This is a genomic window from Colwellia sp. C2M11, from assembly GCF_018860915.1.
GTDB lineage: Bacteria > Pseudomonadota > Gammaproteobacteria > Enterobacterales > Alteromonadaceae > Colwellia.
Genome location: NZ_JAHKQD010000053.1, coordinates 97929 through 120930, shown reverse-complemented (window position 1 = coordinate 120930; position 23002 = coordinate 97929). Strand labels below are relative to the sequence as shown.

Genomic DNA, 23002 nt, shown 5'->3' with positions numbered 1-23002 from the left:
ACGAGAAAGTAAATTACACACTTCAATGAAGAAGATAGTGCGAGAGACATTTCTATTGAATAAGCAGTGGTTAAAGAAAAAATATTAACGTCCATTAACCACTACTCTTACTAGATAACCTTAGCTTTACTGTTTTATACCTTCAATATGTAGATTCAATTCTACAGTTTTTGAAGCAGGACCTAAGTCCATTTTAATTGCAAAATCAGTTAACGCTATCGTTGTTGTACCGCTAAAACCTACACGGTATCCGCCCCACGGATCTTTACCTTCACCAATAGTTTCTGCATCAATAACGATTTCTTTAGTCACACCGTGCAAACTTAATTGACCTGTAATGGCTAATTTACCATTACCTTTATCTGCAACAGAAGTACTAACAAATTTAGCATTAGCAAATGAGCTTACATCAAGAAAGTCGCCAGTTCTTAAATGCTTATCGCGTTCAGCATGGTTTGAGTTAATACTACTCGTATCAACATTTACTTCAATTTTTGATGCGGCAATATTTGATTCATCATAACTAAAAGAACCGCCAAATTTGTCAAAACGACCGGTTAACCAGCTATAGCCTAAATGTTGAATTTTAAAGTTGATTGAAGCATGTGCACCTTTAGTATCAATAATGTAGTCAGCTGCATTGACCGTTGGCATGAAGGTGGCTGCAACAAACGCCGATGTAAGTGCTAATTTTGTTAATTGTTTTCTCATAGTTATTCTCCGTTTTTTTGGCGTTTGCCAATCATTCTGTTTAAAGTGTCATCTTTATCAATAAAGTGATGTTTTAGTGCTGCTAACGCATGTAATGTCGCTAGCCCTATCAGTAAATATGCTAACCATTTATGTATAAATCCAGCGACATCCGCTTGATTTTCAATGATAGATCCCAGTGCTGGTATAGTTATCATTTCAAATATTTCTATTCCTCGCCCATCCGCTGTTGAAATTAAATACCCCATTATCATGATAATAAATATCAGCACATAAAGTATAAGGTGGGTCACTTTACCTGCTTTTTTCTCAAGCGAGCTATGGCTTGCTAGATGATCTGGCGTTACTTGTTTAAATCGCCAAATTACTCTAAGTAGCATTACAGCAAAAAATATCAAACCTATACTTTTATGTAAGTCAGGGGCGGTTTTATACCATGGGCTATAATAGGTTAAATCAACCATATAATAGCCTAAGCCAAATAAGCCAAAGATAGTGACTGCAGACAACCAGTGAAAAAAAACACTAATAAATCCATAAGTTGCTTTTGTGTTGTTCAATGCTAACTCCATAATTTTCTATTACTGGGCAAAGAGAGTACTTTAGCTCTCTATAAAATGTATCCAAACATTACTTAGCCGACAGTATTACAATATAAAAACTTAATTAATATTGAATATTTGTTTGTAACTTGTTAACTTTAGCTTAACTATAATTATTGGTAATCTAATAATATATTCATGAAAAGTTGATTAATAAATGACATTAGAACAATTAAGAATGTTGGTGAAAGTTGCTGAGTTAGGCAGCCTTAAAGAGGCTAGTGAAAAGCTATTTAAAACTCAGCCAGCGGTTAGTCAAGGGCTTAAGCAGCTGGAAGCACAATTAGGTTTACAGTTATTTAATCGCCAAGGTTATCGTTTAGTACTAACAGATAATGGTAAACAAATTTATCAACATGCCCAGCGTTTAATGAATGAGGCAAAGCAAATAAAACAACTTGCTTCTTTTTTAGCGATAGGCAATGAGGCCGCGGTTACTTTAGCAATTGAAGCCTCTTATGATCTAAAAAGAATTTTGCCTGTACTTGAATCAATACGTCATGACTTTCCTCATACACAGATCATTTTAAAACAAGAATATATTAATGGGGCATTAGAAGCCGTGAAGTCTGAACAGGCTGATCTTGCCTTAACAACGATTGATCTTTTAGCGTTACAGTCAGGTGATTACGAGGCAAAAAAACTATATCAAGGCGGCTTATGTAATGTAGCATCACCTGCATTACTAGAGCGTCACCCAGCGTTAATGTCAGTAGAAGCGTTGAAAGATGAATATCAAATTGTAGTACAAGATTCAGGGCAGAGCAGTCAGGGAATCAATTATAGTGTACAAACAGGGCAGCGTTGCTGGTATGTGAATGATTTTAATACCAAAAAAACGTTAATTATGAGTGGTATAGGTTGGGGGCGTTTACCTGAATATATGATTGAAAACGAATTAAAATCAAAAGAACTCATTGCGTTAAAACTAAGTGACGTAGAAACATATTTAGCATTAAATTATCAAGTGATAAAACTGAAGTCTAGGTTACTTGGACCAGTTGCCAGTAGGTTGTGGCAGAATATGAGCTTAATTAAAAATAACTAAGCGTGTTTTTTCGCAGGGGCTAATGCTTGTTCAATAGTGGATTGTAATAACGCTATTTTTTGATTGTTTTCTTCTTTTTCTGTTTTAAGTTGTTGTTTTGTTAGTAGTAACTCATTAGTTAGATTTAATGCTGTCATTAACAATGTTTGTTCTGGGGTCGCAATTGATTTACTGTTACGTAAATTAGTTAAGCGATCACTTAACTCAGCGGCAGCACTTAATAAAGCACTTTCTTGTCCAATAGGACAAGCCACTTTTAGTTTACGGTCGAGCACATTTATTTCAACAGTCCGTTGAGTCATTTTATATAATTTCCAAGCTTATTGAACAACATAGAATAAATTGCAGATTAACTTGCACTATAACTGTGCTGATCTTTCTATGCAAGTAAATGACCATATTTTGTATACATTTTTATCTAGCTGTTACAAATTTATTTGTAACTTAGCGTTTCACTGTGTTGTTTGGTATATTGATTTCATTTTTTTAATGGCTATATGCTTTGTCAATATTAGCTTGAAAATTTTAGGGTATAAATTATGGAAATGGATGAGTCGATTAATGTATTTGGTGAACCACTTGAAGCCAGTATGGGTAAGCCGGTTACCGGTTTTTTTCGCGATAATATGTGCAACACCTGTGAGCAAGATATTGGTTCACATACCGTTAGTATTAAAGCAACAGCTGAGTTTTTAGAATATTCTCGCCTTAAAGGGAATGACTTATCTACACCCGTTCCCGAGTTTGGTTTTGAAGGATTAGAACCAGGGGATACTTGGTGTTTATGTGCTGCTCGGTGGCTACAGGCTGAAATGGATGATAAGGCGCCACGAGTTTATCTTAAAAAAACGCATATTAAGGCGCTTGAGATAGTGCCACTTGAGATTTTAAGAAAATATGCCGCTGATTTAAGTTAATTCCTTTAAATTTGTCATCAAAGTTTGCTGCTGTGCTGATGTCTTTTAACTAGGGCAATGTTAGAATAGCTACTTAGCTCTTTTTCTTTAAAATAATTTGTAATGAGTCACGCTCTGCAAACATTCAGTTAAAATATCAGGTGAAAATATGACCGTAAACAAGACGTTAGACTTTGCTAGCACACAGGCAGATATCACTACCGAAAATGTTAAAGCCCACGCCAGTGAAATTCATGGGGTATTAACGGGGTTAATCTGTGCAGGTTTTCCGGTTGACGATGCTAATTATTTAACGATGATAAATGACTTGTTTAATAATGGTGAAGGCTTACCGAACAAAGTTAAATCAACGATTAAGCAAATGTTCACTGAATTATGGACTGATATTCTTGATGATGCATACACTTTTCAGTTAATGCTACCTGATGACGACGATTCTATTGCTGAGCGCGGTCATGCGTTAGGTGTTTGGGTGCAAGGGTTTAATTTAGGCTTTGGCTTACAACAAAAAGATAACCCTGTTCTTTCTGAAGAAGTAAAAGAAGTGCTTACTGATTTTTCTGAAATAGCCAATATATCTGATGATATGGAAGAAAATGAAGACACTGAGCAAGCCTATTTTGAAATAAATGAATATGTACGCATTTCTGCTTTATTATGCTTTAGCGAATTAGGTACATTATCGACCCAAGCAAGCGAGAAAACTCAAAAAAATAGCACAATACATTAGTCAAACATTAGCACTACAGATATCCATTACTGATAATGAATTACTGATGAAAACTTATTGATACCCGCAGTAATAAAATGAAAGAAGTAGAATATATGACAGGAACAGAAAATAAATTACCCGGTTTGGCAAGTTTGTCGATAAGTGATTTCAAACAGCACCGTGAGCGCTTTTTTTCACAAATGTCAGATAATTCATTGGCATTATTCTCTGCTGCCAGTGAAGTTACTCGAAGTAATGATACTGAATTTAATTTTTGTCAGAATAAGAGTTTCTACTATTTAACCGGTTTTAATGAACCTGATGCATTATTAGTGTTACTAAAGCGTGATAATAAAACACAAGCAATTTTATTTTCGCTGCCGAAAGATAAAGCTCAAGAAGTGTGGCATGGCCGGAGAGTAGGACAAGAAAAAGCCTGTCAAGAGTATGGCTTTGATCAATGCTTTACGCTTGATGAACAAAACGATCTTATTTCACAATACTTAAATGGTCTAACACAAGTTTACTTTGCTTTTGACGATAAGCTACTCACTCAAAAAGTGTTTGATTTATTAGCACAAGTCAGATCAGCAGTGCGCCAAGGTGTGAAAGCACCTTCGCAATTAGTTGATGCGAGTCCATTGATTGATGAACAACGTTTAATTAAAAGCACCAATGAAATTGAATTGATGCGCCAAGCAAACTACATTTCTATTCTCGCGCATAAAAGAGCAATGCAGCAAACTCAAGTTGGGCTATTTGAATATCAAATAGAAAATGAAATATTACACGAATTTACGCGTCACGGGGCTCGTCACTCGGCTTATGCAACTATTGTTGCTGGTGGTGATAACGCGAATATTTTGCATTATACCAATAACGACGATCGTCTAAATGATAATGAGCTATTGCTTATTGACGCTGGCGGTGAGTTGTCTGGCTATGCGGCGGATATCACTCGAACTTTTCCTATTAACGGTAAATTTACCGAACCGCAAAAGCTCCTTTATCAATTAGTGCTTGAAGCAAAATCACAAGTGATTGCCGCAATTAAACCAGGCACCAACTTTATTAAGTTAAATACAATTGCGAATGAATGCTTAACGAAAGGTTTAGTTGAGCTAGGCATACTGTCAGGTAACGTAGCTGAACTAGTAGAAGAAAAGGTTTGTAAAAAATACTTTATTCATGGTTTAGGGCATTGGCTTGGCTTAGATGTGCATGATGTTGGTGATTATCAGATGAATGAATCACGACAACAGTGCCGAGAATTTATCCCTGGTATGGTGTTAACCATAGAGCCTGGACTTTATATGCCACTTGACGATACAACAATTGATGCGAAATGGCGTGGTATTGGTATTCGTATTGAAGATAATATTGTTGTTACTAAGCTGGGCTGTGAAAATTTAACACAAGATTGCCCTGAAACTATTGCCGATATTGAAGCATTAATGGCTAATTAAACTAATGAAAAATAAGCGTAACACTTTTGATATTATCATTTCAGGTGGTGGTCTTTCTGGCAGCCTGATGGCATTAAGTTTAGCTGATTTGAAAAAAGCTGATGGTAGCTTGCTTTCTATTGCCATTGTTGAAGCAACAAAGCCGACAGCAACAGAGAGAGGAGAGCAAGAGACCACACCCACAGAGTCAGCACAATGTAATGCAGTAAATAAAGAAAGCAGAGTAAGTGGAAAAGATAATAGTACTTCATCACTATTCGATGCTCGTGTTTTAGCGCTTTCGCACGGCAGCGCATCATATTTAAAAAAAATGGGGGTGTGGCAGCATTTATCTAGTGATGCATGTGCGATTGAAAAAATAGATATTTCTGATAAAGGTTATTACGGCAAAGCCAGAATAGAAGCGCAAGAGCATGGGGTTTCAGCCTTAGGTTATGTCATTGAAATGGCGTTAATTGGTCAAGCCCAGCTAAAAGAACTCGCATCAAAAAACAATATTCACTGGTTTACACCAGACTCTATTGTTGATATTCATTGGCAAGGTTCGACACTAAATAGCGATGAACTAAAAGCTTCTACCGAACAAGTAGCGGTAGTACTTGGCTCAGAGCAGATTTTACATGCTAATTTATTACTCGCTTGTGATGGCGTAAACTCCCCTTGTCGTAAATTAGCCGGCATTAAAACTAACCACAGTGATTATCAACAAGTGGCATTAATTACTAATGTTGCTACTAAAAATTCACATCAACATAAAGCCTTCGAGCGTTTTACTAAATCTGGCCCAATCGCGATGTTACCGTTAGCTAAGTTGAGCTCGCAATCAAGAATTGATGTAAGTGGTGATAGTCGTTGTTCGTTAGTGTGGACTATGTTGCCAGAGCAAAGAGAAGAAATTTTAGCACTATCGGATCACGATTTTAAACAAACATTAGAACGTGAGTTTGGTAGTTGGCTTGGCGAAATTACTCACGTGGGTAAACGAAATGTTTTTCCACTCGTATTACTGCAAGCAGAACAGCAAACTTATCACCGTATGGCGCTTATTGGTAATGCCTCGCACACTATTCACCCTATTGCAGGGCAAGGGTTTAATTTAGGTTTAAGAGACGTACAGCAAATGCGAGAGCTTATTGAGAAAAGTTTGCAAGAACAAAAAGATATTGGCCGTTTTGCTTCACTTAATGAGTATGCGCAAAAGCGTCAGCAAGATCAAAAACAAGTTATCCAATTGACTGACTCCCTTGTTACGCTATTTTCTAATGATTTAATGCCTTTGGTGGCGGGTAGAAATGTTGGCTTAAAAGTCATGAATTACTTTTCGCCCATTAAAAATACTTTAGTGAATAAGTTGATGGGTTACTAATTTAAGTTACGGTAGTTTACGTTAAGCTAACTGAATGAAATAGGCTACATAGATTAGGCTGTAGCTAATCAAGCAAGTTTAAAATAAGAGAATAAAAATGCAAAAATTTGATGTGTTAATTGTTGGTGCTGGCATGGTTGGGTTAACACTCGCTTTGGCATTAAGAAAAACGAGCAACTTAACCATTGCCATTGCAGACACTTTACCTATTTCTGAGCTAACGGCTGAACCGGAAGTGCGCGTAAGTGCTATTAATGTTGCAAGCCAGACCTTATTTGATAACTTAGATGTTTGGTCAACTATTATTGCTGAACGCGCTCAATCTTATCAAGGTATGCATATTTGGGATAAAGCTGGCATAGGCAAGTTAGACTTTTCTGTTAATGATCTTAATAAATTTCCCCAAAATGAAAACTTAGGTTTTATTATTGAAAACAAAGTGATTCGTAATGTTTTATGGCATAAAGCCCAAGCAGATGAAGGCATAAGTTTTTTTACTGATAGTAAACTTGCCAATATAACGGTAGGCGATAGTGAAGCTTTTGCTAGCTTTGAAATGCCTGCAACGAGTAATGAAGTGGGTAACAACGCTGTAAATAGCTCAATGCAAGTGCCGCTGATCGCTAAGTTAGTTGTAGGTGCTGATGGCGCTAATTCTTGGTTACGTAAGCAAATGGATATACCGATGATCAGTCGAGATTACGATCATCATGCAATAGTCGCTACAGTTAAATGTTCGCAAGGTCATAAGAAGACCGCCTGGCAAGTGTTCTTACCGACTGGACCTTTAGCTTTTTTACCACTTTTTCCTAAAAACAGTGATACCTGTTCAATTGTTTATTCAACGTCACCTGAAGAAGCTGAACGCTTAATCAAATTATCGCCTGCTGATTTTGCCAAAGAGTTAACGGCAGCGAGTGATGGGAAACTTGGCACTATTGAATTAATCAGTGAGCGCTTTGCTTACCCATTAACAATGCGGTTAGCACAAGATTTTGTTAAAGATCGCATGGTGTTAATTGGTGATGCGGCACACACTATTCATCCGTTAGCAGGGCAGGGCGTGAACTTAGGGTTGTTAGACGCGGCTTCATTAGCACAAACACTTTCTAGCACTATTGATACCGACAGTGGTGATGAATTAACACTGGCGGATCCAAAAAAACTGAAAGCATTTTCACGTTATCGAAAAAGTGAAGCTATTGAAATGATTGCTGCGATGGAAGCGATTAAACAAATGTTTTCTATAAACCAATCTGGGTTTCAATTACTTAGAGGCGTTGGTATGAGTTTACTTAATAACTTCAAACCAGCCAAAAAACACTTGATAGAACAAGCCCTTGGTTTAAAAAGTGACTTACCTGAGCTAGCACAACCGAAACGCCAATGATTGTTTAGTGCTAACTGTATGTGATTCCATATTAAATGACCAACGGAATGACGGTTTTTTTTGTCATCCTGAACACTCTGTGGTCATTCTAAACGCCCGTCCGTCATTCTGAACTTGATTCAGAATCTAAATCGTTATGCTGTGTAGCTCAAAGTGCTCAGAATCTCGGTTTTATTCAACCATACGCATGGGATTCCATATTAAGCCACCAACGGAATGACGAAATCGAAAACCAACGAAATGGTAGTTTTGTGTCACCTTGAACTCGCCGTAGTCATTCTAAACTCCTCGTCCGTCATTCTGAACTTGATTCAGAATCTTACTATTCTCGCTCACTAATAAAATTTATTGCGGCTATCTTTGTAATTCACAATAAATAACAAGGATTAATTTTTTAAAATAACCTTTTTTGAAATTAAATTCTGTATAGCTGTTAAAGTTGGTTTTAAATTTGTATTTATGGTTATATTTTGTTGAATAAGCAGAATCCAAGGGCTATAATCTGTGCAAATTTTATGAGCACCTTAATTGTTTGTCACCATACAATTTCAGGTGTAACTACGTAAAGTATGACTTCTTTAGGAATGACGTATGACTAACAAAACCGTATTACATGCAAAACACTTAGCTTCTAACGCAAAAATGGTTGATTTTTATGGCTGGGATATGCCAATTAACTATGGCTCTCAAATAGAAGAGCATAATGCCGTTCGTCAAAAGTCAGGTATGTTCGATGTATCTCACATGACTATTGTTGATGTACAAGGTCCTGATGCAAAAGCTTTCTTACGTCGCCTTGTTATCAATGATGTTGCTAAATTAACTGTTGCAGGTAAAGCACTTTACACTGGCATGTTAAATGAAGCCGGTGGTGTAATTGACGATTTAATCATTTACTTCTTTTCCGACACTAACTACCGTTTAGTTGTTAACTCTGCTACTCGTGAAAAAGATCTTGCGTGGATGACAAAGCAATTAGCAGGTTTTGATGCCACTATCACAGAACGTCCTGAATTTGGCATTATTGCTGTTCAAGGTCCTGAAGCCAAAGCGAAAGTTGCTAACTTACTAACACCTGAACAAATTGCTGCAGTTGAAGGTATGAAACCATTCTTTGGTGTACAAGTGGGCGATTTATTTATTGCTACAACGGGTTATACCGGCGAAGAAGGTTACGAAATTATTGTTCCTGAAGCTGAAGCAGAAAACTTTTGGCAAAAATTACTTGATTTAGATGTAACTCCTTGTGGCTTAGGTGCTCGTGATACGCTTAGATTAGAAGCTGGCATGAACTTATATGGCTTAGATATGGACGAAACAGTATCACCATTAGCCGCTAACATGGCTTGGACTATTAGCTGGGAGCCAGAAGATCGTGACTTTATTGGTCGTGATGTATTAACGGCGCAAAAAGCGGCGGGCGACCAACCTAAACTTGTTGGTTTAGTGCTAGAAGAAAAAGGTATTTTACGTTCACACCAAGTAGTTGTTACTGAATTTGGTAATGGTGAAATAACATCAGGTACTTTCTCTCCAACATTAGGTCACAGCGTTGCGTTAGCACGTGTACCACGTAGCGTAAAAGTAGGTGATGTGATCGAAGTTGAAATGCGTAAGAAAAATGTAAAAGTAACAGTAACCAAGCCTAGCTTTGTACGTAACGGCAAAAAAGTTTTCTAATTTCGAGATATAAAAAATTACAGTAAATAACGTTAATATTTGTATTTATTTTGCTTTATCGTAATGACAATTATTGAATCGTTATACTATTATTTATTAGCGATTGTGCTAATTATTTACTAGCCATTGTGCTATAAATTTAAACAGCTTATTTGAAGCTATTTACTTTAAATTATTTACTTTAAAAAAATAAAATCTAACCAACAGGAAAAATAAAAATGAGCAACATTCCTTCAGAATTAAAATATGCAAGTTCACATGAATGGGTACGTAATGAAGGTAACGGTATTGTTACTGTCGGCATTACTGAACACGCACAAGATTTATTAGGTGATATGGTGTTTGTTGAATTACCTGACGTTGGCGATGAAGTTAGCACTGGTGATGATGTAGCTGTTGCTGAATCAGTAAAAGCGGCTTCAGACATTTATGCACCGGTAACAGGTGAAATTGTTGAAGTGAATGAAGATCTTGAAGATTCACCTGAGTTAGTAAACTCTGATGCTTTTGGTGACGGTTGGTTATTTAAAATTAAGTTAGACGATGAAGCTGAATTAGCTGACTTATTAGACGCTGACGGTTACGCTAACTCTATCGACGAAGATTAATTTTTTCAGTTTTAGCGTCGCTAATCAAATTTAGTCGGCATTGTCTGCGTTACTCGCCTTGTCACTTAGTGTACTAAGCTCCAACGGCTCGCAACTTGACGGCTTTGTCTAAATGTTGATTATCTTAGCTAAAGTAAGCCTCGATAATCGCGTTTAGCTGGCATTGACTAAACGCTGATTATATTAGTTAAATATTAAGCCTTTAACCGATTGTGTTTGAGGCTTTCTTCATACCAATTTTTTATCTTGGTATTCTCTAAATAGTAAATTTATTTAAGTGAAATTTATATGACTTCTCAATCACCAACTAATTCTTTTGCCTCATTACCGTTGGCAGAATTAGAGCAAACTCAAGATTTTATCCGCAGACATATTGGCCCAAGTGAAGCGCAAACTCAGGCTATGGTTAATGATATGGGCGTTGCATCAGTTGATGCATTAATTGACGAAATTGTTCCAAATGATATTCGTTTAGCACAATTACCCGCAATTGGTGATAGCAAAACAGAAGTACAGGCATTGGCTGATTTAAAAGCTGTTGCTAACTTAAATAAAGTAAACACTTCATACATAGGTTTAGGTTATTACGGTACCTTAACACCGAATGTTATTACGCGTAATGTACTAGAAAATCCAGGTTGGTATACGGCTTATACACCTTATCAACCAGAAATTGCACAAGGACGTTTAGAGTCGTTACTTAACTATCAGCAAATGTGTATCGACCTAACCGGTTTACCGCTTGCGAGTGCATCTTTATTAGATGAAGGCACAGCCGCTGCTGAAGCGATGGCACTTGCTAAACGTGTTTCTAAAAATAAAAAATCAAACCTATTCTTTATCTCAAGTGATGTTTTTCCACAAACTATCGACCTTGTAAAACAACGTGCCGATATGTTTGGTTTTGACGTAATTGTTGCACCAGCGAATGAAGCGCCAGAGCATGATGTTTTTGGTGCGCTTATTCAATACCCAAGTGCTACTGGTGAAGTAACTGACGTTAGCGAATTAATTGAAAAAATTCATGCAAATAAAGGTATTGTTGCGGTTGCAGCAGACATTATGAGCTTAGTGTTATTAAAAGCGCCGGGCGAATTAGGTGCTGATGCTGTTATTGGTTCAAGCCAACGTTTTGGTGTGCCAATGGGCTACGGCGGGCCACATGCAGCATTCTTTACTACGAGTGATAAATACAAACGTTCTTTACCGGGTAGAATTATCGGTGTTTCAAAAGATACTCGCGGTAACAACGCACTTCGTATGGCTATGCAAACGCGTGAGCAACATATTCGTCGTGAAAAAGCCAACTCAAATATTTGTACAGCACAAGTATTATTAGCGAACATGGCTGCTTTCTATGCGGTATATCATGGTCCTCAAGGCTTAAAAACAATTGCAAACCGTATTCATCGTTTTGCTGACATTTTAGCAACAGGTACACGTGTTAAAGGTTTAGCGCCTCTTCATGATAACTACTTTGACACGCTTACGTTTAACGTAGCTGACACTAACACGAACAGCAAAGCTGAAATCGTTGAACGTGCCTTAATCTCGGGCGTTAACTTACGTACCGACGTTGAAGGTCAAATCAGTATTTCGCTTGATGAAACAACAACACGTGCTGATGTTGCTCAGTTGTTTACTATTTTATTAGGTGCTGATCACGGTTTAGACGTAGCAGGGCTTGATGCACAAATAGTGACGCAAGGCTCAACGTCGATTCCAGCATCACTAGTACGTGAATCTGAAATATTAACACACCCAGTATTCAACTCGTATCACAGCGAAACAGAAATGTTGCGCTACATTAAACGACTTGAAAACAAAGATTTAGCCTTGAATCATTCAATGATTTCACTTGGCTCTTGTACCATGAAGTTAAATGCAACGGCACAAATGATACCGGTATCTTGGCCTGAATTTGCCAACATGCATCCGTTTGCTCCTCAAGACCAAGCAATTGGCTACAAGAAAATGATTGATGAACTAGCTGAATGGCTAGTTGAATTAACGGGTTACGACAAAATGTCGATGCAACCTAACTCAGGTGCGCAAGGTGAATATGCCGGTTTAATCGCTATTCATAAATACCATGCAAGCCGTGGCGATTCACATCGTAATATTTGTTTAATCCCTGCCTCTGCTCATGGTACTAACCCAGCATCAGCTAACATGGTTGGTATGAAAGTGGTTGTTGTTGCTTGTGACAAAAAAGGCAATGTTGACATGGTTGATTTAAAAGCCAAAGCAGAAGAATTGGCTGAAAATCTTTCATGTATCATGATCACTTACCCGTCTACACACGGTGTATATGAAACGACTATTCGTGAAATTTGTAACATTGTTCACGACAACGGTGGTCAAGTTTATCTTGATGGCGCAAACATGAACGCACAAGTGGGTATTACATCTCCAGGCTTTATTGGCGCAGATGTATCACACCTTAACTTACATAAAACATTCGCTATTCCACACGGTGGCGGTGGCCCTGGTATGGGACCAATTGGCGTTAAATCGCACCTTGCCCCATTTTTACCTGATCACGCATTAATTAATGTTGACGAAACAACCGCTGGCAATGGCGCAGTATCAGCAGCACCTTATGGTAGTGCAGGCATATTATGTATTTCATACCTTTACATTGCATTACTAGGTAAAGAGGGTGTAACAGCCGCAAGTAAGTATGCAATTACTAACGCGAATTACTTAGCGACTAAATTAAGCCAACATTACCCAATATTATACACAGACACCAATGGCCGCGTTGCCCATGAATGTATTGTAGATTTACGCCCAATTAAAGAAGCCAGTGGCGTAACTGAAATGGATATTGCTAAACGATTGATTGATTACGGTTTCCATTCACCTACCATGTCGTTCCCTGTAGCAGGCACGTTAATGATTGAGCCAACTGAGTCAGAATCTAAAGTTGAACTTGACCGTTTCATTGAAGCAATGGTATGTATTCGTGATGAAGTACGCAAAGTTGAGTCAGGCGAATGGACATTAGAAAACAACCCATTACACCATGCGCCACATACGTTAGCTGATATTACTGACGCTAACTGGGATAGAGCTTATTCTATCAGTGACGCAGTGTTCCCAGTACCAAGCGTTGCAGCCAATAAATTCTGGCCAACGGTTAACCGTATTGACGATGTATATGGAGATAGAAACTTGGTGTGTTCTTGTCCTCCGATTGAAACGTATATTGATTAGTTAACTGTTTGATATAGATTATTAAAAAGCGAGCTTAGGCTCGCTTTTTTGTTTAATCTTAAATAATTAAATAGTATTGTAGAATCATTATTTATGGAGTATTTATGCAAAAAGATAACAGTTACGCTACGCCTTATTTACTTGGTATTTTATGTGCCTTTTTTGTTTTAATATTGTGGTATTTTTCATGTTTAGTAATAGAAAAAGAAATATTACCTAATTCCTTTGATTTATTTATTGGATTTATAATAACTATGGTAGCAACTGCTACCGGTGCTTATTTGGCCTTTTCGTATCGAACTAGAGAAAAAAAGATTGAGACGAAAGATAAAGAAGTTGAAAGCCTGAATAATGCATTAATATCTTTAGCAAGACAGCGTAGCTTAGTTCAAGGGATTCAATTAGCCTTAAAAGATAGGATTGATATTAATAATTTCTCTGAGCGTTTAAGTAAAGCGCAAGGGGTAACTCAAGATATAGTGTCTTCAAATTTAATATTGCCTTTAGGTAAGCAAGTCTATGTTGATATTAATAGTTTGACCTTTCTAATCAAAAGTAATAACAGTTCGTTACTGAAAAGTGTCATTGATAGTGAAAATATATTTAATGAACTTTTAACGAAAATTGATAGTTTAAATTGCATGCAATCTAAGTCAAAGAAAAATAATGATACAGTTATAGCCCCTCCAAAGAACAGTAGTGAGGTTGACATAAATAATAAGGTGGAGAAAGTTTTAGTGGATATTGAGAGTGTATTAACTGAACTCTATGATGAAGCTAATAAATTATTTGTAGGTTATGATTTTATCAATTTTTAATTTTTAAAATAAAAGGGCTCGGTGACATTTGATATCTATTTACATTCGAATCAGAAAGGTCAGAACCAAATTAATACATTCATGATTCATTTATATATTTTAAAAGGCTCTGCCCCATCTACTTATGTAAAATAAAAGGAGTCGGTGACACTTGCTATTTCGGGGTCGGGTAATATTGCTGGTTTAGTTGGTAGCCATAAAATACAGGAGTAATGTTAATAGCCTGATTTTATTTTTACATCCAAACCCAGCGAAATTATGGTCCCTAATAGTGTTGTGATTACTACCTACACTAAAGATCCTATTAGCACATATTCAGTCATACTTCGATCGTCTGACTTGTTCAATTCACCAAATCTAAATATTGATTTAGCCATTTTTGGCTAATAACTTCAATTTAGCCTTTTTTGGCTAATAAGAATAAAAGGGGTCGATGACACTTGCTAGCTATTGTCACTATATTTTAAAGGCTCTGATTCCATTCACTACAATTCGTGCCTAATGTCTAAAATTTGACACATAAGTCTATTTCTTTTTCGTTATTAGCCAAACAAAGACGTGGGTTTGATGGAAGTGGTTTGTGCTACTTCTTTATTATAGGCGAGAGAAATAAAAGGGGTAGAGCCGTAATGCCATTCACCTTAAGTGAACGGCATTAAGTTTAGGTCACCTTTTCTGATTACTCATCTAGTAAATGTGCTTTTGCTAGTGACGTTTTATGTTGTTTCATTAACTGCGTTGCAATTGCTTGTTTAACCGCTAAAGGCTTTTGTTGGCCGAGTTTAAATATTGTATCAACGCGTTCAATCGATATTTCAAAACAGCGAATATTGGCTAACATGCCATTGATCATTTGTTCGGGTTGAGCCTCCATAGTCCATTGTCCAGCTTCCAAATTATCTATTTGTAATGTCATTTGTTGCTTGTTCTGCTCTGGTAATAAAAAGCGAAAGTGACCTGTGATATGAATGCGGCGATAATTCCACGTTGGCACTTTAATTTTCTCATGCGTTAAAGGGGAAATATAAGCGTCATCGCCTTGAAATACTAAGGTGACTTTGGCGTTATTTTCTAATAACCAAGCTATTTTGTTGTTGATAGATAAATGACCGTTTATTACATTTTTGTTTTGGTTTAAACATACGGGTAAGTAAATTATTTGGTCGTGTAAATTATCATTACTTGCAATCATCACTTGTGCCAAGGGGTATTCTTTTATTATTGATGTAATGTGTTCATTTAACGCTGCGCTTGTTTTAGTTTTTTGTAGGGCTGCTCCTGTTGAAACAACGTTGTGCGTGTGGTTTGTTATTTTTTGTTGTAGGTTTAATTTAACGTGTGACCATTCATTTTTTAACAAGCTGAATAAAGCGGTATTACGGTATTCGCCGGTTGACAATAAACGATGACTTCTTAATATTCCTTCAAATGTAGCCCCCAAGCGGCTAATAGCATTGCGTGATTTTTGGTTGTTTTCATGGGTTCTTAATTGTACGCGCACCGTGCCTAAACCTTCAAACGCGTGAGTTAATAACAGCAATTTACAATGACTATTGATGTGACTACGTTGAAATTCAGGTTTAATAAACGTGAAGCCGATTTCTAGTGCGCTATTTGCAACATCAATACTGCAATAACGTGTACTGCCAACAAAGGTGCCAGTGGCATTATCAATAATGCCAAACATGACTTGTTCGCCTTTAGACACTTGGGTCAACGATTCTTTAATCCATTGTTGAGCGGTTTCTAGTGTTTCGCATTGGTAGGGGGGCGTCCAGCGCCAGACTGCTTTATCTTTACCCGCTTGATAAAAAGCATGGGCGTGTTCTTCGGTCATTGGTATTAATGTCACCACATCATTCGAGAGTGTAATAGGCATAGGCTGTTTCATTGTTAATCACCTTATCGTATTGAAGTCATAAATATTGTGTGTATTGTTACTTAAACTGGTATGTTATAAACAACCAGAAATAAACTTGTAACTAGACCAGTGAAAGCACTTAATTTATCAGCACTCTCAATCCTCTCTCTAGAAAATATGGGAAAAGAGGGGGGCAAAAGTGGAAAGAGAACGGCAAAATACTTAAGTATTAGCCAAGCATTGCGTGATGCGATAAAAAGTGGCAAAGCAAAACCATTAGAACAATTGCCATCAGCCAGACAACTTGCTTTACAATTAAATACCAATCGCCACACTGTTATGGCGGCGTTTAATGAGCTAATAGCACAAGGATGGATTGTTAGCCAAGAACGCAAAGGTTATTTTGTTGCAGAGGATTTGCCCGTAAATAGTTCGCAACAGGTAAAAAGTGTTGCTGGCATCGGCGTTTTTCAAGATAGTAAGTCTTCATCTTTCAATTGGCAGTTTACAAAAAGTGTTGAGCCTAGCGCTGTTCAAGTAAAACCCAATTATCGTTTTAATTTTGCCGGTGGCATGCCTGATATTGCTTTATTTCCTTTTAATGAGTTTAAAAGTTACACCAGCGAGGTATTTAGTCGGCCTAACATTAACGAACTAAATTATGGTAATACCGCAGGTTACTTGCCGTTAATTGAGCAAATAACAGAGTATCTTCGTCGTGCAAGATCGCTGATTAATCGTGAAATTGTGATCACCAATGGTTCTCAAGAAGCGCTTTATATTTTATCGCAGATATTACTTTGTTCTGAAACCAGTGTAGCGACAGAAGCTATGGGCTATGAACCTGCGTGGAAAGCGTTTAAAAGTGCAGGTGCCAACGTTGTTTCTATAAAGCAAGATAACAAAGGTATGATCCCAAGTGCGCTTGAAGAGGCAATTAAGCTGCAAATAAAAAGAAACAAACCTATTAAGCTGATTTATTTAACGCCGCTGCATCAGTATCCCACAACAGTCACTTTGCCAGTGAGCCGGCGCCATGCGATTTATCGTATTGCGAGTGCATATAATATTGCGATTATTGAAGATGATTATGACCACGAATATCATTATAAATGCCAGCCGTTAGCGCCTATGGCGAGTGATGATCCCAATGGATTGGTTATCTATTTGTCTACCTTTTCTAAAGTGATGTTTCCTGGCGCGCGCATTGGATTTATGGCGTTAGATAAAACATTAAGTGATGCAGTGGTTAATTACAAAACCATCATAAATCATAAGGTTAACGTACCAATGCAGGATGCGATTGCACGATGGATGAAAGCTGGAGACTTTGAACGTTATTTAAGAAAGGCAACTAAGGTTTATAATCAACGGCGTGATTTTATGGTTCAGCAGCTAATGCATTATCAAACATTAGGAAAGGTAACATCATTTACCGTCCCAGACGGTGGAATGGCAATGTGGGTAGAGATATCCCAAAGTGCAGAGCAATTGGCAAAAAAGGCATTAGACAATGGTATTTTTATTCAACAAGAAACGCAGTTTTTAGTGGATAAAACGCAAAGCCAAGACCGCTTCATTCGACTTGGATTTGCGGGTATGCACATTGAAAATATTGAATTAGGGCTAAAATGTATTTTTACTCTAATAAAAGAACAATAAAAAAAGTATAAAAGGGGTTGGTGACATTTACTAGCAGTTCTCATTCATATTGTTACTATTTTTTAACGGCTCTGACCCTATTTTCCCCTTTTTATTAATCTGCCGTAAATTCACAATCCTGCTATAAAAGCGTAATATTTCTGTAATGCTAGATCTTTAATATTTGTCTAAAATTTCGACTAATGATTTATTTAACTAAATAACAGGCAAAATATGAAACATACAAAACTAGCATTTGCTTTAATGGCTACCCTATATTTAACGGCATGTGATGATGGCTCACAAGGTAAAGATGGTGTTCAAGGTTCTTCTGGGTTAAATAGTTTAATTAACCATGAAGCCTTAAATCTAGGTAATGGCGAATGTTTTTTTGGTGGTCTAAAGGTAACCTCTGGTTTAGATAGTAATAGCGATAATGTTTTAGCTGACTCTGAGATAACAACAACTAGCACAAACTGTGACGCAAACCCAATCACGTCATCAGGATCTCCATTACCTTATTCAGTTATGCGCTCTGATATTGATAATGGTGCAAAGTCTGGAAGTTTTATGGAAATTAGAAACGGGGGCTTTGGCTCAGATATGGTAGCTCATCCAACAGAGCCTACACAATTCTATGCATTAACAGATCGCGGACCAAATGCGGCATTTACAGGCGAGCAAGGTACCGGTAAAAAATTTCCTACTCCCGATTATATACCGCGTATAGGGTTATTTGAGTTACAAGAAAATGGCGATGTTAAAAAAATTAAGGACATATTATTAAAACGTCCTGACGGTACAGAAATATCAGGATTACCTAATACAGCTGCATTAGGTGGCACTGGTGAAACACCGTATGACGCCGATGGTAATGTTATTGTAGTTGACATGAGCTTAGCGTTTAATGAAACAACTAATCCAATTAAACTAGATGACTATGGCTTAGATGGCGAAGGTTTAGTGGCACTGTCTGACGGAACCTTTTGGGTAAGTGATGAGTATGGTCCCCATATGGTTCACTTTAATGCTGAAGGTGTTGAAATTGGTCGTATTAATGCTTTTGCTGACGATACACGTAATATATTCACTTTACCTGCTGAATTTGCTAATCGACGTGCGAACCGCGGCATGGAAGGTTTAACTATTACGCCTGATGAAACAACATTGGTTGGTATAATGCAATCTACTATTTACAACCCAAGTAGTGCAGTAAAAGATAACGACATTGTACGTATTGTAACGGTTAACTTAACAGACGGTGCTGTAAGTCAATATTTATACAAACAAGAAAAAAATCAAAACTCACAATCAGGTATTGTTGCATTAAGTAACACTGATTTTGTTGTGATTGAGCGTGATGGTAGTTTTTACAATAAAGATATTTCAGCAATGAAGCATCTTTATAGAATCGACATCAGTAATGCAACTGACATTGAATCAGTTTCAGTAAGTACAAATATTACACAAGATGATGCATTAGGCCTGTTAATTGACGGAAAAACCCTAGAAGAAGTTGCGTTAGAAGCTGATGGATGGTCAACAATTGAAAGTGCTGGCATTCACACTATCAGCAAAACATTGTTAGTTGATCTTGTAGCAGAAACTGGCTATCCACACGACAAGTTAGAAGGTATGTGGTTAATCAACGATAGTACTATTGGTGTAATAAACGATGATGATTTTGCTACTTGGGCATCTGGTGGTGTACTTGAACAGAAATACCTTGATGCTGGGCAAACAGACATTGACGGCAATCGCTTATATATCATTGAAGGTTTAGATTTGGCGCTTTAAGTCTTATTACATAGTGTAAAAAAGGTATTAACGATAAGGTAGTTTTTTATTGTTAATGCCTTTTTTATTTTAGAAACTACTTAAAAATATTTGACAGCAAATTTACCTCTGCTTTTAATAAGGGCATGAGGCATAAATCTATTTCTTTTTCGCTGTTGGCCAAACAAAAGGAGTGTTCTTGCTGGTATCAGGATTTTTAGACGTCGTTTGTGCCACTTTATTATCTTGCGCGAGTATCGCTCTGATTATTTTTCCGGTTTCTTTATGCTTACTACAAAATGTTTTTAGGTATAAAATTTCCACTCGACTGCGCGCCCACGGGGTTGTACGCAGAAATTTTAAACTTGATTTAAGACGTGGTTTATTCATAAAACAACGAATGTTAAGTAACTCACCCATTTGCTCCCAACCAATTTTTTTTTCTAGTTCGGTTAAGATTTGTTCAAGTTTTACGCCATGAAGTGGGTCATTACTGTTATCCATTGTTTGCCTAAAGTTTAGCTAAAATAAAAACAGCATTGTAACAAGTTTCCTAAATATTGACAGACTTATGCGTTTAATTCAGTTAATAGTAAGTGAATAACGTTACGGAAGAGTGCTTGTTTTTATTGGAGAGGGTAGTGGTGTAAAGTACGCTTAAGAATTTAAAGCGGAATATTGCATAAATATATAAATAAATGAAAATATTTTTACTGACACATGAGCGTGAGTTACATAGAGGAACTAATACTGGCTCTCTTGCGATAGGTAATTCTAATGATATTGTTGAACGTATACTCTGGGAAAGAGTAAATCCTAATAAAGGCCTGACTAAACTAATAGAAAACAATCAGGCGTTGTTATTGTATTCTAAAGGAGAGTCTTCATCAGAAGAACCTTCGACAGAATTACAGGCAAGCATTGAAGAATATGAAAATATTATCATTATTGATGGTACGTGGCAGGAGTCACATAAAATTTTCAATCACAGCCCTTATTTAAAAGATGCGCCGAAATTTACGTTGAAAACGACAAATGATTCTTTATACAAACTTAGGGCTAATCAACCTAAAGGTGGGTTATGCACGATAGAATGTATAATCGAAGTATTAAAAATGAAAGGGCAAGATAAAATAGCATCAGAATTAGCTGTAAAGTTTGAGCAATTTAATCACTAAAAGTTTAATCAACAAAAACTTAACTACTAAATATTTAACAGGCATGAAAGCATGCGAGGAGGCGTTTATCTGTTTTTATGCATTAGTGATATGAGCTTTTATCTGGGGCTTAGATATCGCTGAGCATTGATGTGAATTAAGCGAACATGTTGGCTTATAACGTAAACAAAGCATCGTTTTCCTTGGGGTCCATCGTGAGGCGACACTATTTATTTACATGATCGTGCGCAAAAGAGTACTTTTATTTATACACTTTGTATTATTCATTTTATTTTTACATCTAAACCAAGCGATATTACGGTTCCTAACAGTGTTGTGATTACTACCGACACTAACGATCCTATTAGCACATACTCAGTCATACTTCGATCGTCAGATTTATTCAATTCACCGAATCTAAATATTGATTTAGCAGCCAATACAAACCCTATTGCCGCATAACTCCCAACAAGTGTAAAGGTGAGTATTAGTACTCGTTCTAAATAACCTATCAACTTACCGCCGGCGATAAGGCCATTAACACTTGCCTCATTATTGGTTGCTGAAATCGGATACTTTTTCAATATGCTACCAATCACAATGGACGTTGGTTTTAGGATGATCAAATAAGCAAATATGATCATGATAGCATCAGAAAACTTTTCATGTTGTATCATAGATCCAATAGTTAAATCGTCCGTCATGTGAAATGAAATACCTGCTAGTACAAATATATGTAAAGTCTGATCAATAACAAAGTAGGAAAACTTATGACCGTTAGGTGTAGATACTTTCCATAGGTCTATAAAAAAATGACTTATGGCTACAATAACGACCAAGAAACTTGTTGATTGCCAACTAAGGCCTAATGCCATGGCAGGAATTAATAGCACGACACCGTGTAATAATGAGTGCAAATATAACTCAGGTGCGCGATGTTTTTTTTGTTTTTTTGCATCTACCCATTTTTTGGGTTGTAGATAAAAATCACCAATGATATGTACAAGTAAAAAAGGGATTAGCGTATCAAAAAAATCAAACATGTTTGAGACCTATAACTCGGTTTATGAATCGGTAATTTAACTCGCTGATTAGTGACCAACCTGATGCTTTAAGTGATTTACTGGCTGTCGCAGCAGCAATATTAAGCCTACTTGATAGTTCATTTACTGATAAAGCGTCATTTGTTCTGAGCATTGGTAGCATAACTTCACATTGGCGTGCAGTTAATTCAGTTAGTTGTCTATCTAAATATTTAAAGAGTAAATTAAAGTTTTCTGAGAGCTCTAAGTGATCAGAGTCAAAATACAGTCTATCATTTTTTAAGTTCTTTAATCCTCGACCAGAAAGAACGAATGCCTCCCCCATCGATTCAGAAACAGACTCACGTAGATCAGCATTTGAAGCAATAGCAAAGCTAATACGGCTATCAAATTTCTTACCTAGCGCTTTAATAGCAACGCGATAGATAATAGTGTATCTGAGTGCGTTTTCAATATCATGTACTACGGTTTTAAATTCGTCACCTCGTTCAATACTATGTACATTTGATTTATTACCTTCGTTGATCCATGTTTGGATATCTTTGATCCGTGTAAGCAGTCGTTCGAATTGCTCAGAGCTTAGCTCCGTTGAGTTGATAATATCGCCACTGATTACTGAGATAGGTTTATAAGTAGATTTCACATTAAAATTCCTTGCTACACATAGAGTGTAATTTAGTCTTTTTTGGCTAATAATGCAAATTTAGCCTTTTATGGCTAAATTGTTGGTTTTAGCCTTTTATAGCTAAAAAAACAAAGGAGGCTGAGCGTTTGGTTACTGAATTATTTTTTAATTATTATTTAATTACTTTTCGCGACTATTGTTTGCGTGCGGTTGTTTAAAAAATTGCTTGAATAGACTTTAAGTAGGTTGAAGCATTCGCTATTCATTAAAGTATACGTCAGAATTTCGTGTGATTTTACTTTAATTCAAGCCATGTTAGTTTAAAAGATATAAAAGTTAAACGAGGGTTGAGCCGAATTAAT

The 23002-nt window shown here is 36.8% G+C and carries 20 protein-coding genes; 13 read left to right on the top strand and 7 right to left on the bottom strand.

The annotated features are described in order from the left end of the window. Positions 1 to 126: 126 nt before the first annotated feature. Together KO509_RS16715 and KO509_RS16710 are read right to left on the bottom strand one after the other, a co-directional pair. The gene (locus tag KO509_RS16715) at positions 127 to 711 is read right to left on the bottom strand and encodes a YceI family protein (RefSeq protein WP_215974396.1); all 585 of its coding nucleotides are present in this window, start codon (positions 709 to 711) and stop codon (positions 127 to 129) included. 2 nt (positions 712 to 713) lie between these two features. Next, positions 714 to 1271: a cytochrome b gene (locus tag KO509_RS16710; protein ID WP_252727674.1), complete on the bottom strand. Its 558-nt coding sequence runs from the start codon at positions 1269 to 1271 to the stop codon at positions 714 to 716. Between the two features lie 199 nt (positions 1272 to 1470). On the opposite strand from KO509_RS16710, the gene KO509_RS16705 reads away from it, so the two are divergent. Further along, positions 1471 to 2361 (top strand): LysR family transcriptional regulator, encoded by an 891-nt coding sequence (locus tag KO509_RS16705; protein WP_215974394.1) that lies wholly within the window; start codon positions 1471 to 1473, stop codon positions 2359 to 2361. Here the strand turns inward: KO509_RS16705 and zapA are convergent. Beyond that, the gene (gene zapA, locus KO509_RS16700; RefSeq protein ID WP_215974393.1) at positions 2358 to 2663 is read right to left on the bottom strand and encodes a cell division protein ZapA; all 306 of its coding nucleotides are present in this window, start codon (positions 2661 to 2663) and stop codon (positions 2358 to 2360) included. The two genes, KO509_RS16705 and zapA, sit on opposite strands and share 4 nt — an antisense overlap. A gap of 237 nt (positions 2664 to 2900) precedes the next feature. Between zapA and KO509_RS16695 the strand changes: the two genes are divergently transcribed. From KO509_RS16695 to KO509_RS16655, 9 genes are all read left to right on the top strand, one after another. Continuing rightward, positions 2901 to 3278: a DUF2237 domain-containing protein gene (locus KO509_RS16695; RefSeq protein ID WP_215974392.1), complete on the top strand. Its 378-nt coding sequence runs from the start codon at positions 2901 to 2903 to the stop codon at positions 3276 to 3278. 148 nt (positions 3279 to 3426) lie between these two features. Then, positions 3427 to 4008 (top strand): UPF0149 family protein, encoded by a 582-nt coding sequence (locus tag KO509_RS16690; protein ID WP_215974391.1) that lies wholly within the window; start codon positions 3427 to 3429, stop codon positions 4006 to 4008. A 95-nt stretch (positions 4009 to 4103) separates the two neighbouring features. After that, the gene (gene pepP / locus KO509_RS16685) at positions 4104 to 5456 is read left to right on the top strand and encodes a Xaa-Pro aminopeptidase (protein WP_215974460.1); all 1353 of its coding nucleotides are present in this window, start codon (positions 4104 to 4106) and stop codon (positions 5454 to 5456) included. 4 nt (positions 5457 to 5460) lie between these two features. Further along, the gene (gene ubiH, locus KO509_RS16680; protein WP_215974390.1) at positions 5461 to 6822 is read left to right on the top strand and encodes a 2-octaprenyl-6-methoxyphenyl hydroxylase; all 1362 of its coding nucleotides are present in this window, start codon (positions 5461 to 5463) and stop codon (positions 6820 to 6822) included. Positions 6823 to 6919: 97 nt separating this feature from the next. Next, entirely contained in the window at positions 6920 to 8212 is a 1293-nt protein-coding gene (locus KO509_RS16675; protein ID WP_215974389.1) for an FAD-dependent monooxygenase, read from the top strand. Positions 8213 to 8803: 591 nt separating this feature from the next. Next, positions 8804 to 9892, top strand: a complete 1089-nt coding sequence (gene gcvT / locus KO509_RS16670) for a glycine cleavage system aminomethyltransferase GcvT (RefSeq protein ID WP_215974388.1) — start codon at positions 8804 to 8806, stop codon at positions 9890 to 9892. A gap of 218 nt (positions 9893 to 10110) precedes the next feature. Then, positions 10111 to 10500 carry a glycine cleavage system protein GcvH gene (gene gcvH, locus KO509_RS16665; protein ID WP_215974387.1) on the top strand — a complete coding sequence of 130 codons (390 nt, stop codon included), beginning with the start codon at positions 10111 to 10113 and terminating at the stop codon, positions 10498 to 10500. Positions 10501 to 10788: 288 nt separating this feature from the next. Beyond that, the gene (gene gcvP / locus KO509_RS16660) at positions 10789 to 13719 is read left to right on the top strand and encodes an aminomethyl-transferring glycine dehydrogenase (protein ID WP_215974386.1); all 2931 of its coding nucleotides are present in this window, start codon (positions 10789 to 10791) and stop codon (positions 13717 to 13719) included. A 104-nt stretch (positions 13720 to 13823) separates the two neighbouring features. Continuing rightward, a complete protein-coding gene (locus tag KO509_RS16655; protein ID WP_215974385.1) occupies positions 13824 to 14537 on the top strand; it encodes a hypothetical protein in 714 nt (237 codons plus the stop codon). 679 nt (positions 14538 to 15216) lie between these two features. Here the strand turns inward: KO509_RS16655 and KO509_RS16650 are convergent. Next, a complete protein-coding gene (locus KO509_RS16650) occupies positions 15217 to 16428 on the bottom strand; it encodes a GNAT family N-acetyltransferase (RefSeq protein ID WP_215974384.1) in 1212 nt (403 codons plus the stop codon). Positions 16429 to 16527: 99 nt separating this feature from the next. Between KO509_RS16650 and KO509_RS16645 the strand changes: the two genes are divergently transcribed. Continuing rightward, positions 16528 to 18060, top strand: a complete 1533-nt coding sequence (locus tag KO509_RS16645) for a PLP-dependent aminotransferase family protein (RefSeq protein WP_303495267.1) — start codon at positions 16528 to 16530, stop codon at positions 18058 to 18060. Positions 18061 to 18273: 213 nt separating this feature from the next. Continuing rightward, entirely contained in the window at positions 18274 to 19836 is a 1563-nt protein-coding gene (locus KO509_RS16640) for an esterase-like activity of phytase family protein (protein ID WP_215974383.1), read from the top strand. 138 nt (positions 19837 to 19974) lie between these two features. Here the strand turns inward: KO509_RS16640 and KO509_RS16635 are convergent, their stop codons facing one another. After that, a complete protein-coding gene (locus KO509_RS16635; RefSeq protein WP_215974382.1) occupies positions 19975 to 20319 on the bottom strand; it encodes a VF530 family protein in 345 nt (114 codons plus the stop codon). Positions 20320 to 20513: 194 nt separating this feature from the next. Here KO509_RS16635 and KO509_RS16630 point away from each other — a divergent pair, with 194 nt between their 5' ends. After that, positions 20514 to 20993, top strand: coding sequence for a tRNA-uridine aminocarboxypropyltransferase (locus KO509_RS16630; RefSeq protein WP_215974381.1), 480 nt, complete (start codon positions 20514 to 20516; stop codon positions 20991 to 20993). A gap of 263 nt (positions 20994 to 21256) precedes the next feature. Here the strand turns inward: KO509_RS16630 and KO509_RS16625 are convergent, their stop codons facing one another. Together KO509_RS16625 and KO509_RS16620 are read right to left on the bottom strand one after the other, a co-directional pair. Continuing rightward, the gene (locus KO509_RS16625) at positions 21257 to 22015 is read right to left on the bottom strand and encodes a DUF3307 domain-containing protein (RefSeq protein ID WP_215974380.1); all 759 of its coding nucleotides are present in this window, start codon (positions 22013 to 22015) and stop codon (positions 21257 to 21259) included. After that, positions 22008 to 22658: a hypothetical protein gene (locus KO509_RS16620; RefSeq protein ID WP_215974379.1), complete on the bottom strand. Its 651-nt coding sequence runs from the start codon at positions 22656 to 22658 to the stop codon at positions 22008 to 22010. The genes KO509_RS16625 and KO509_RS16620 overlap by 8 nt, the downstream gene beginning before the upstream one ends. Positions 22659 to 23002 lie beyond the last annotated feature (344 nt).

Bases quoted from the DNA above. Each gene is read 5' to 3' on its own strand.
- KO509_RS16640 (WP_215974383.1), top strand. From the start codon at position 18,274: ATGAAACATACAAAACTAGCATTTGCTTTAATGGCTACCCTATATTTA.
- KO509_RS16635 (WP_215974382.1), bottom strand. From the start codon at position 20,319: ATGGATAACAGTAATGACCCACTTCATGGCGTAAAACTTGAACAAATC.
- pepP (WP_215974460.1), top strand. From the start codon at position 4,104: ATGACAGGAACAGAAAATAAATTACCCGGTTTGGCAAGTTTGTCGATA.
- gcvT (WP_215974388.1), top strand. From the start codon at position 8,804: ATGACTAACAAAACCGTATTACATGCAAAACACTTAGCTTCTAACGCA.
- KO509_RS16650 (WP_215974384.1), bottom strand. From the start codon at position 16,428: ATGAAACAGCCTATGCCTATTACACTCTCGAATGATGTGGTGACATTA.
- gcvP (WP_215974386.1), top strand. From the start codon at position 10,789: ATGACTTCTCAATCACCAACTAATTCTTTTGCCTCATTACCGTTGGCA.
- KO509_RS16625 (WP_215974380.1), bottom strand. From the start codon at position 22,015: ATGTTTGATTTTTTTGATACGCTAATCCCTTTTTTACTTGTACATATC.
- KO509_RS16690 (WP_215974391.1), top strand. From the start codon at position 3,427: ATGACCGTAAACAAGACGTTAGACTTTGCTAGCACACAGGCAGATATC.
- KO509_RS16705 (WP_215974394.1), top strand. From the start codon at position 1,471: ATGACATTAGAACAATTAAGAATGTTGGTGAAAGTTGCTGAGTTAGGC.
- KO509_RS16655 (WP_215974385.1), top strand. From the start codon at position 13,824: ATGCAAAAAGATAACAGTTACGCTACGCCTTATTTACTTGGTATTTTA.
- gcvH (WP_215974387.1), top strand. From the start codon at position 10,111: ATGAGCAACATTCCTTCAGAATTAAAATATGCAAGTTCACATGAATGG.
- ubiH (WP_215974390.1), top strand. From the start codon at position 5,461: ATGAAAAATAAGCGTAACACTTTTGATATTATCATTTCAGGTGGTGGT.
- KO509_RS16675 (WP_215974389.1), top strand. From the start codon at position 6,920: ATGCAAAAATTTGATGTGTTAATTGTTGGTGCTGGCATGGTTGGGTTA.
- KO509_RS16630 (WP_215974381.1), top strand. From the start codon at position 20,514: ATGAAAATATTTTTACTGACACATGAGCGTGAGTTACATAGAGGAACT.
- KO509_RS16715 (WP_215974396.1), bottom strand. From the start codon at position 711: ATGAGAAAACAATTAACAAAATTAGCACTTACATCGGCGTTTGTTGCA.
- KO509_RS16695 (WP_215974392.1), top strand. From the start codon at position 2,901: ATGGAAATGGATGAGTCGATTAATGTATTTGGTGAACCACTTGAAGCC.
- zapA (WP_215974393.1), bottom strand. From the start codon at position 2,663: ATGACTCAACGGACTGTTGAAATAAATGTGCTCGACCGTAAACTAAAA.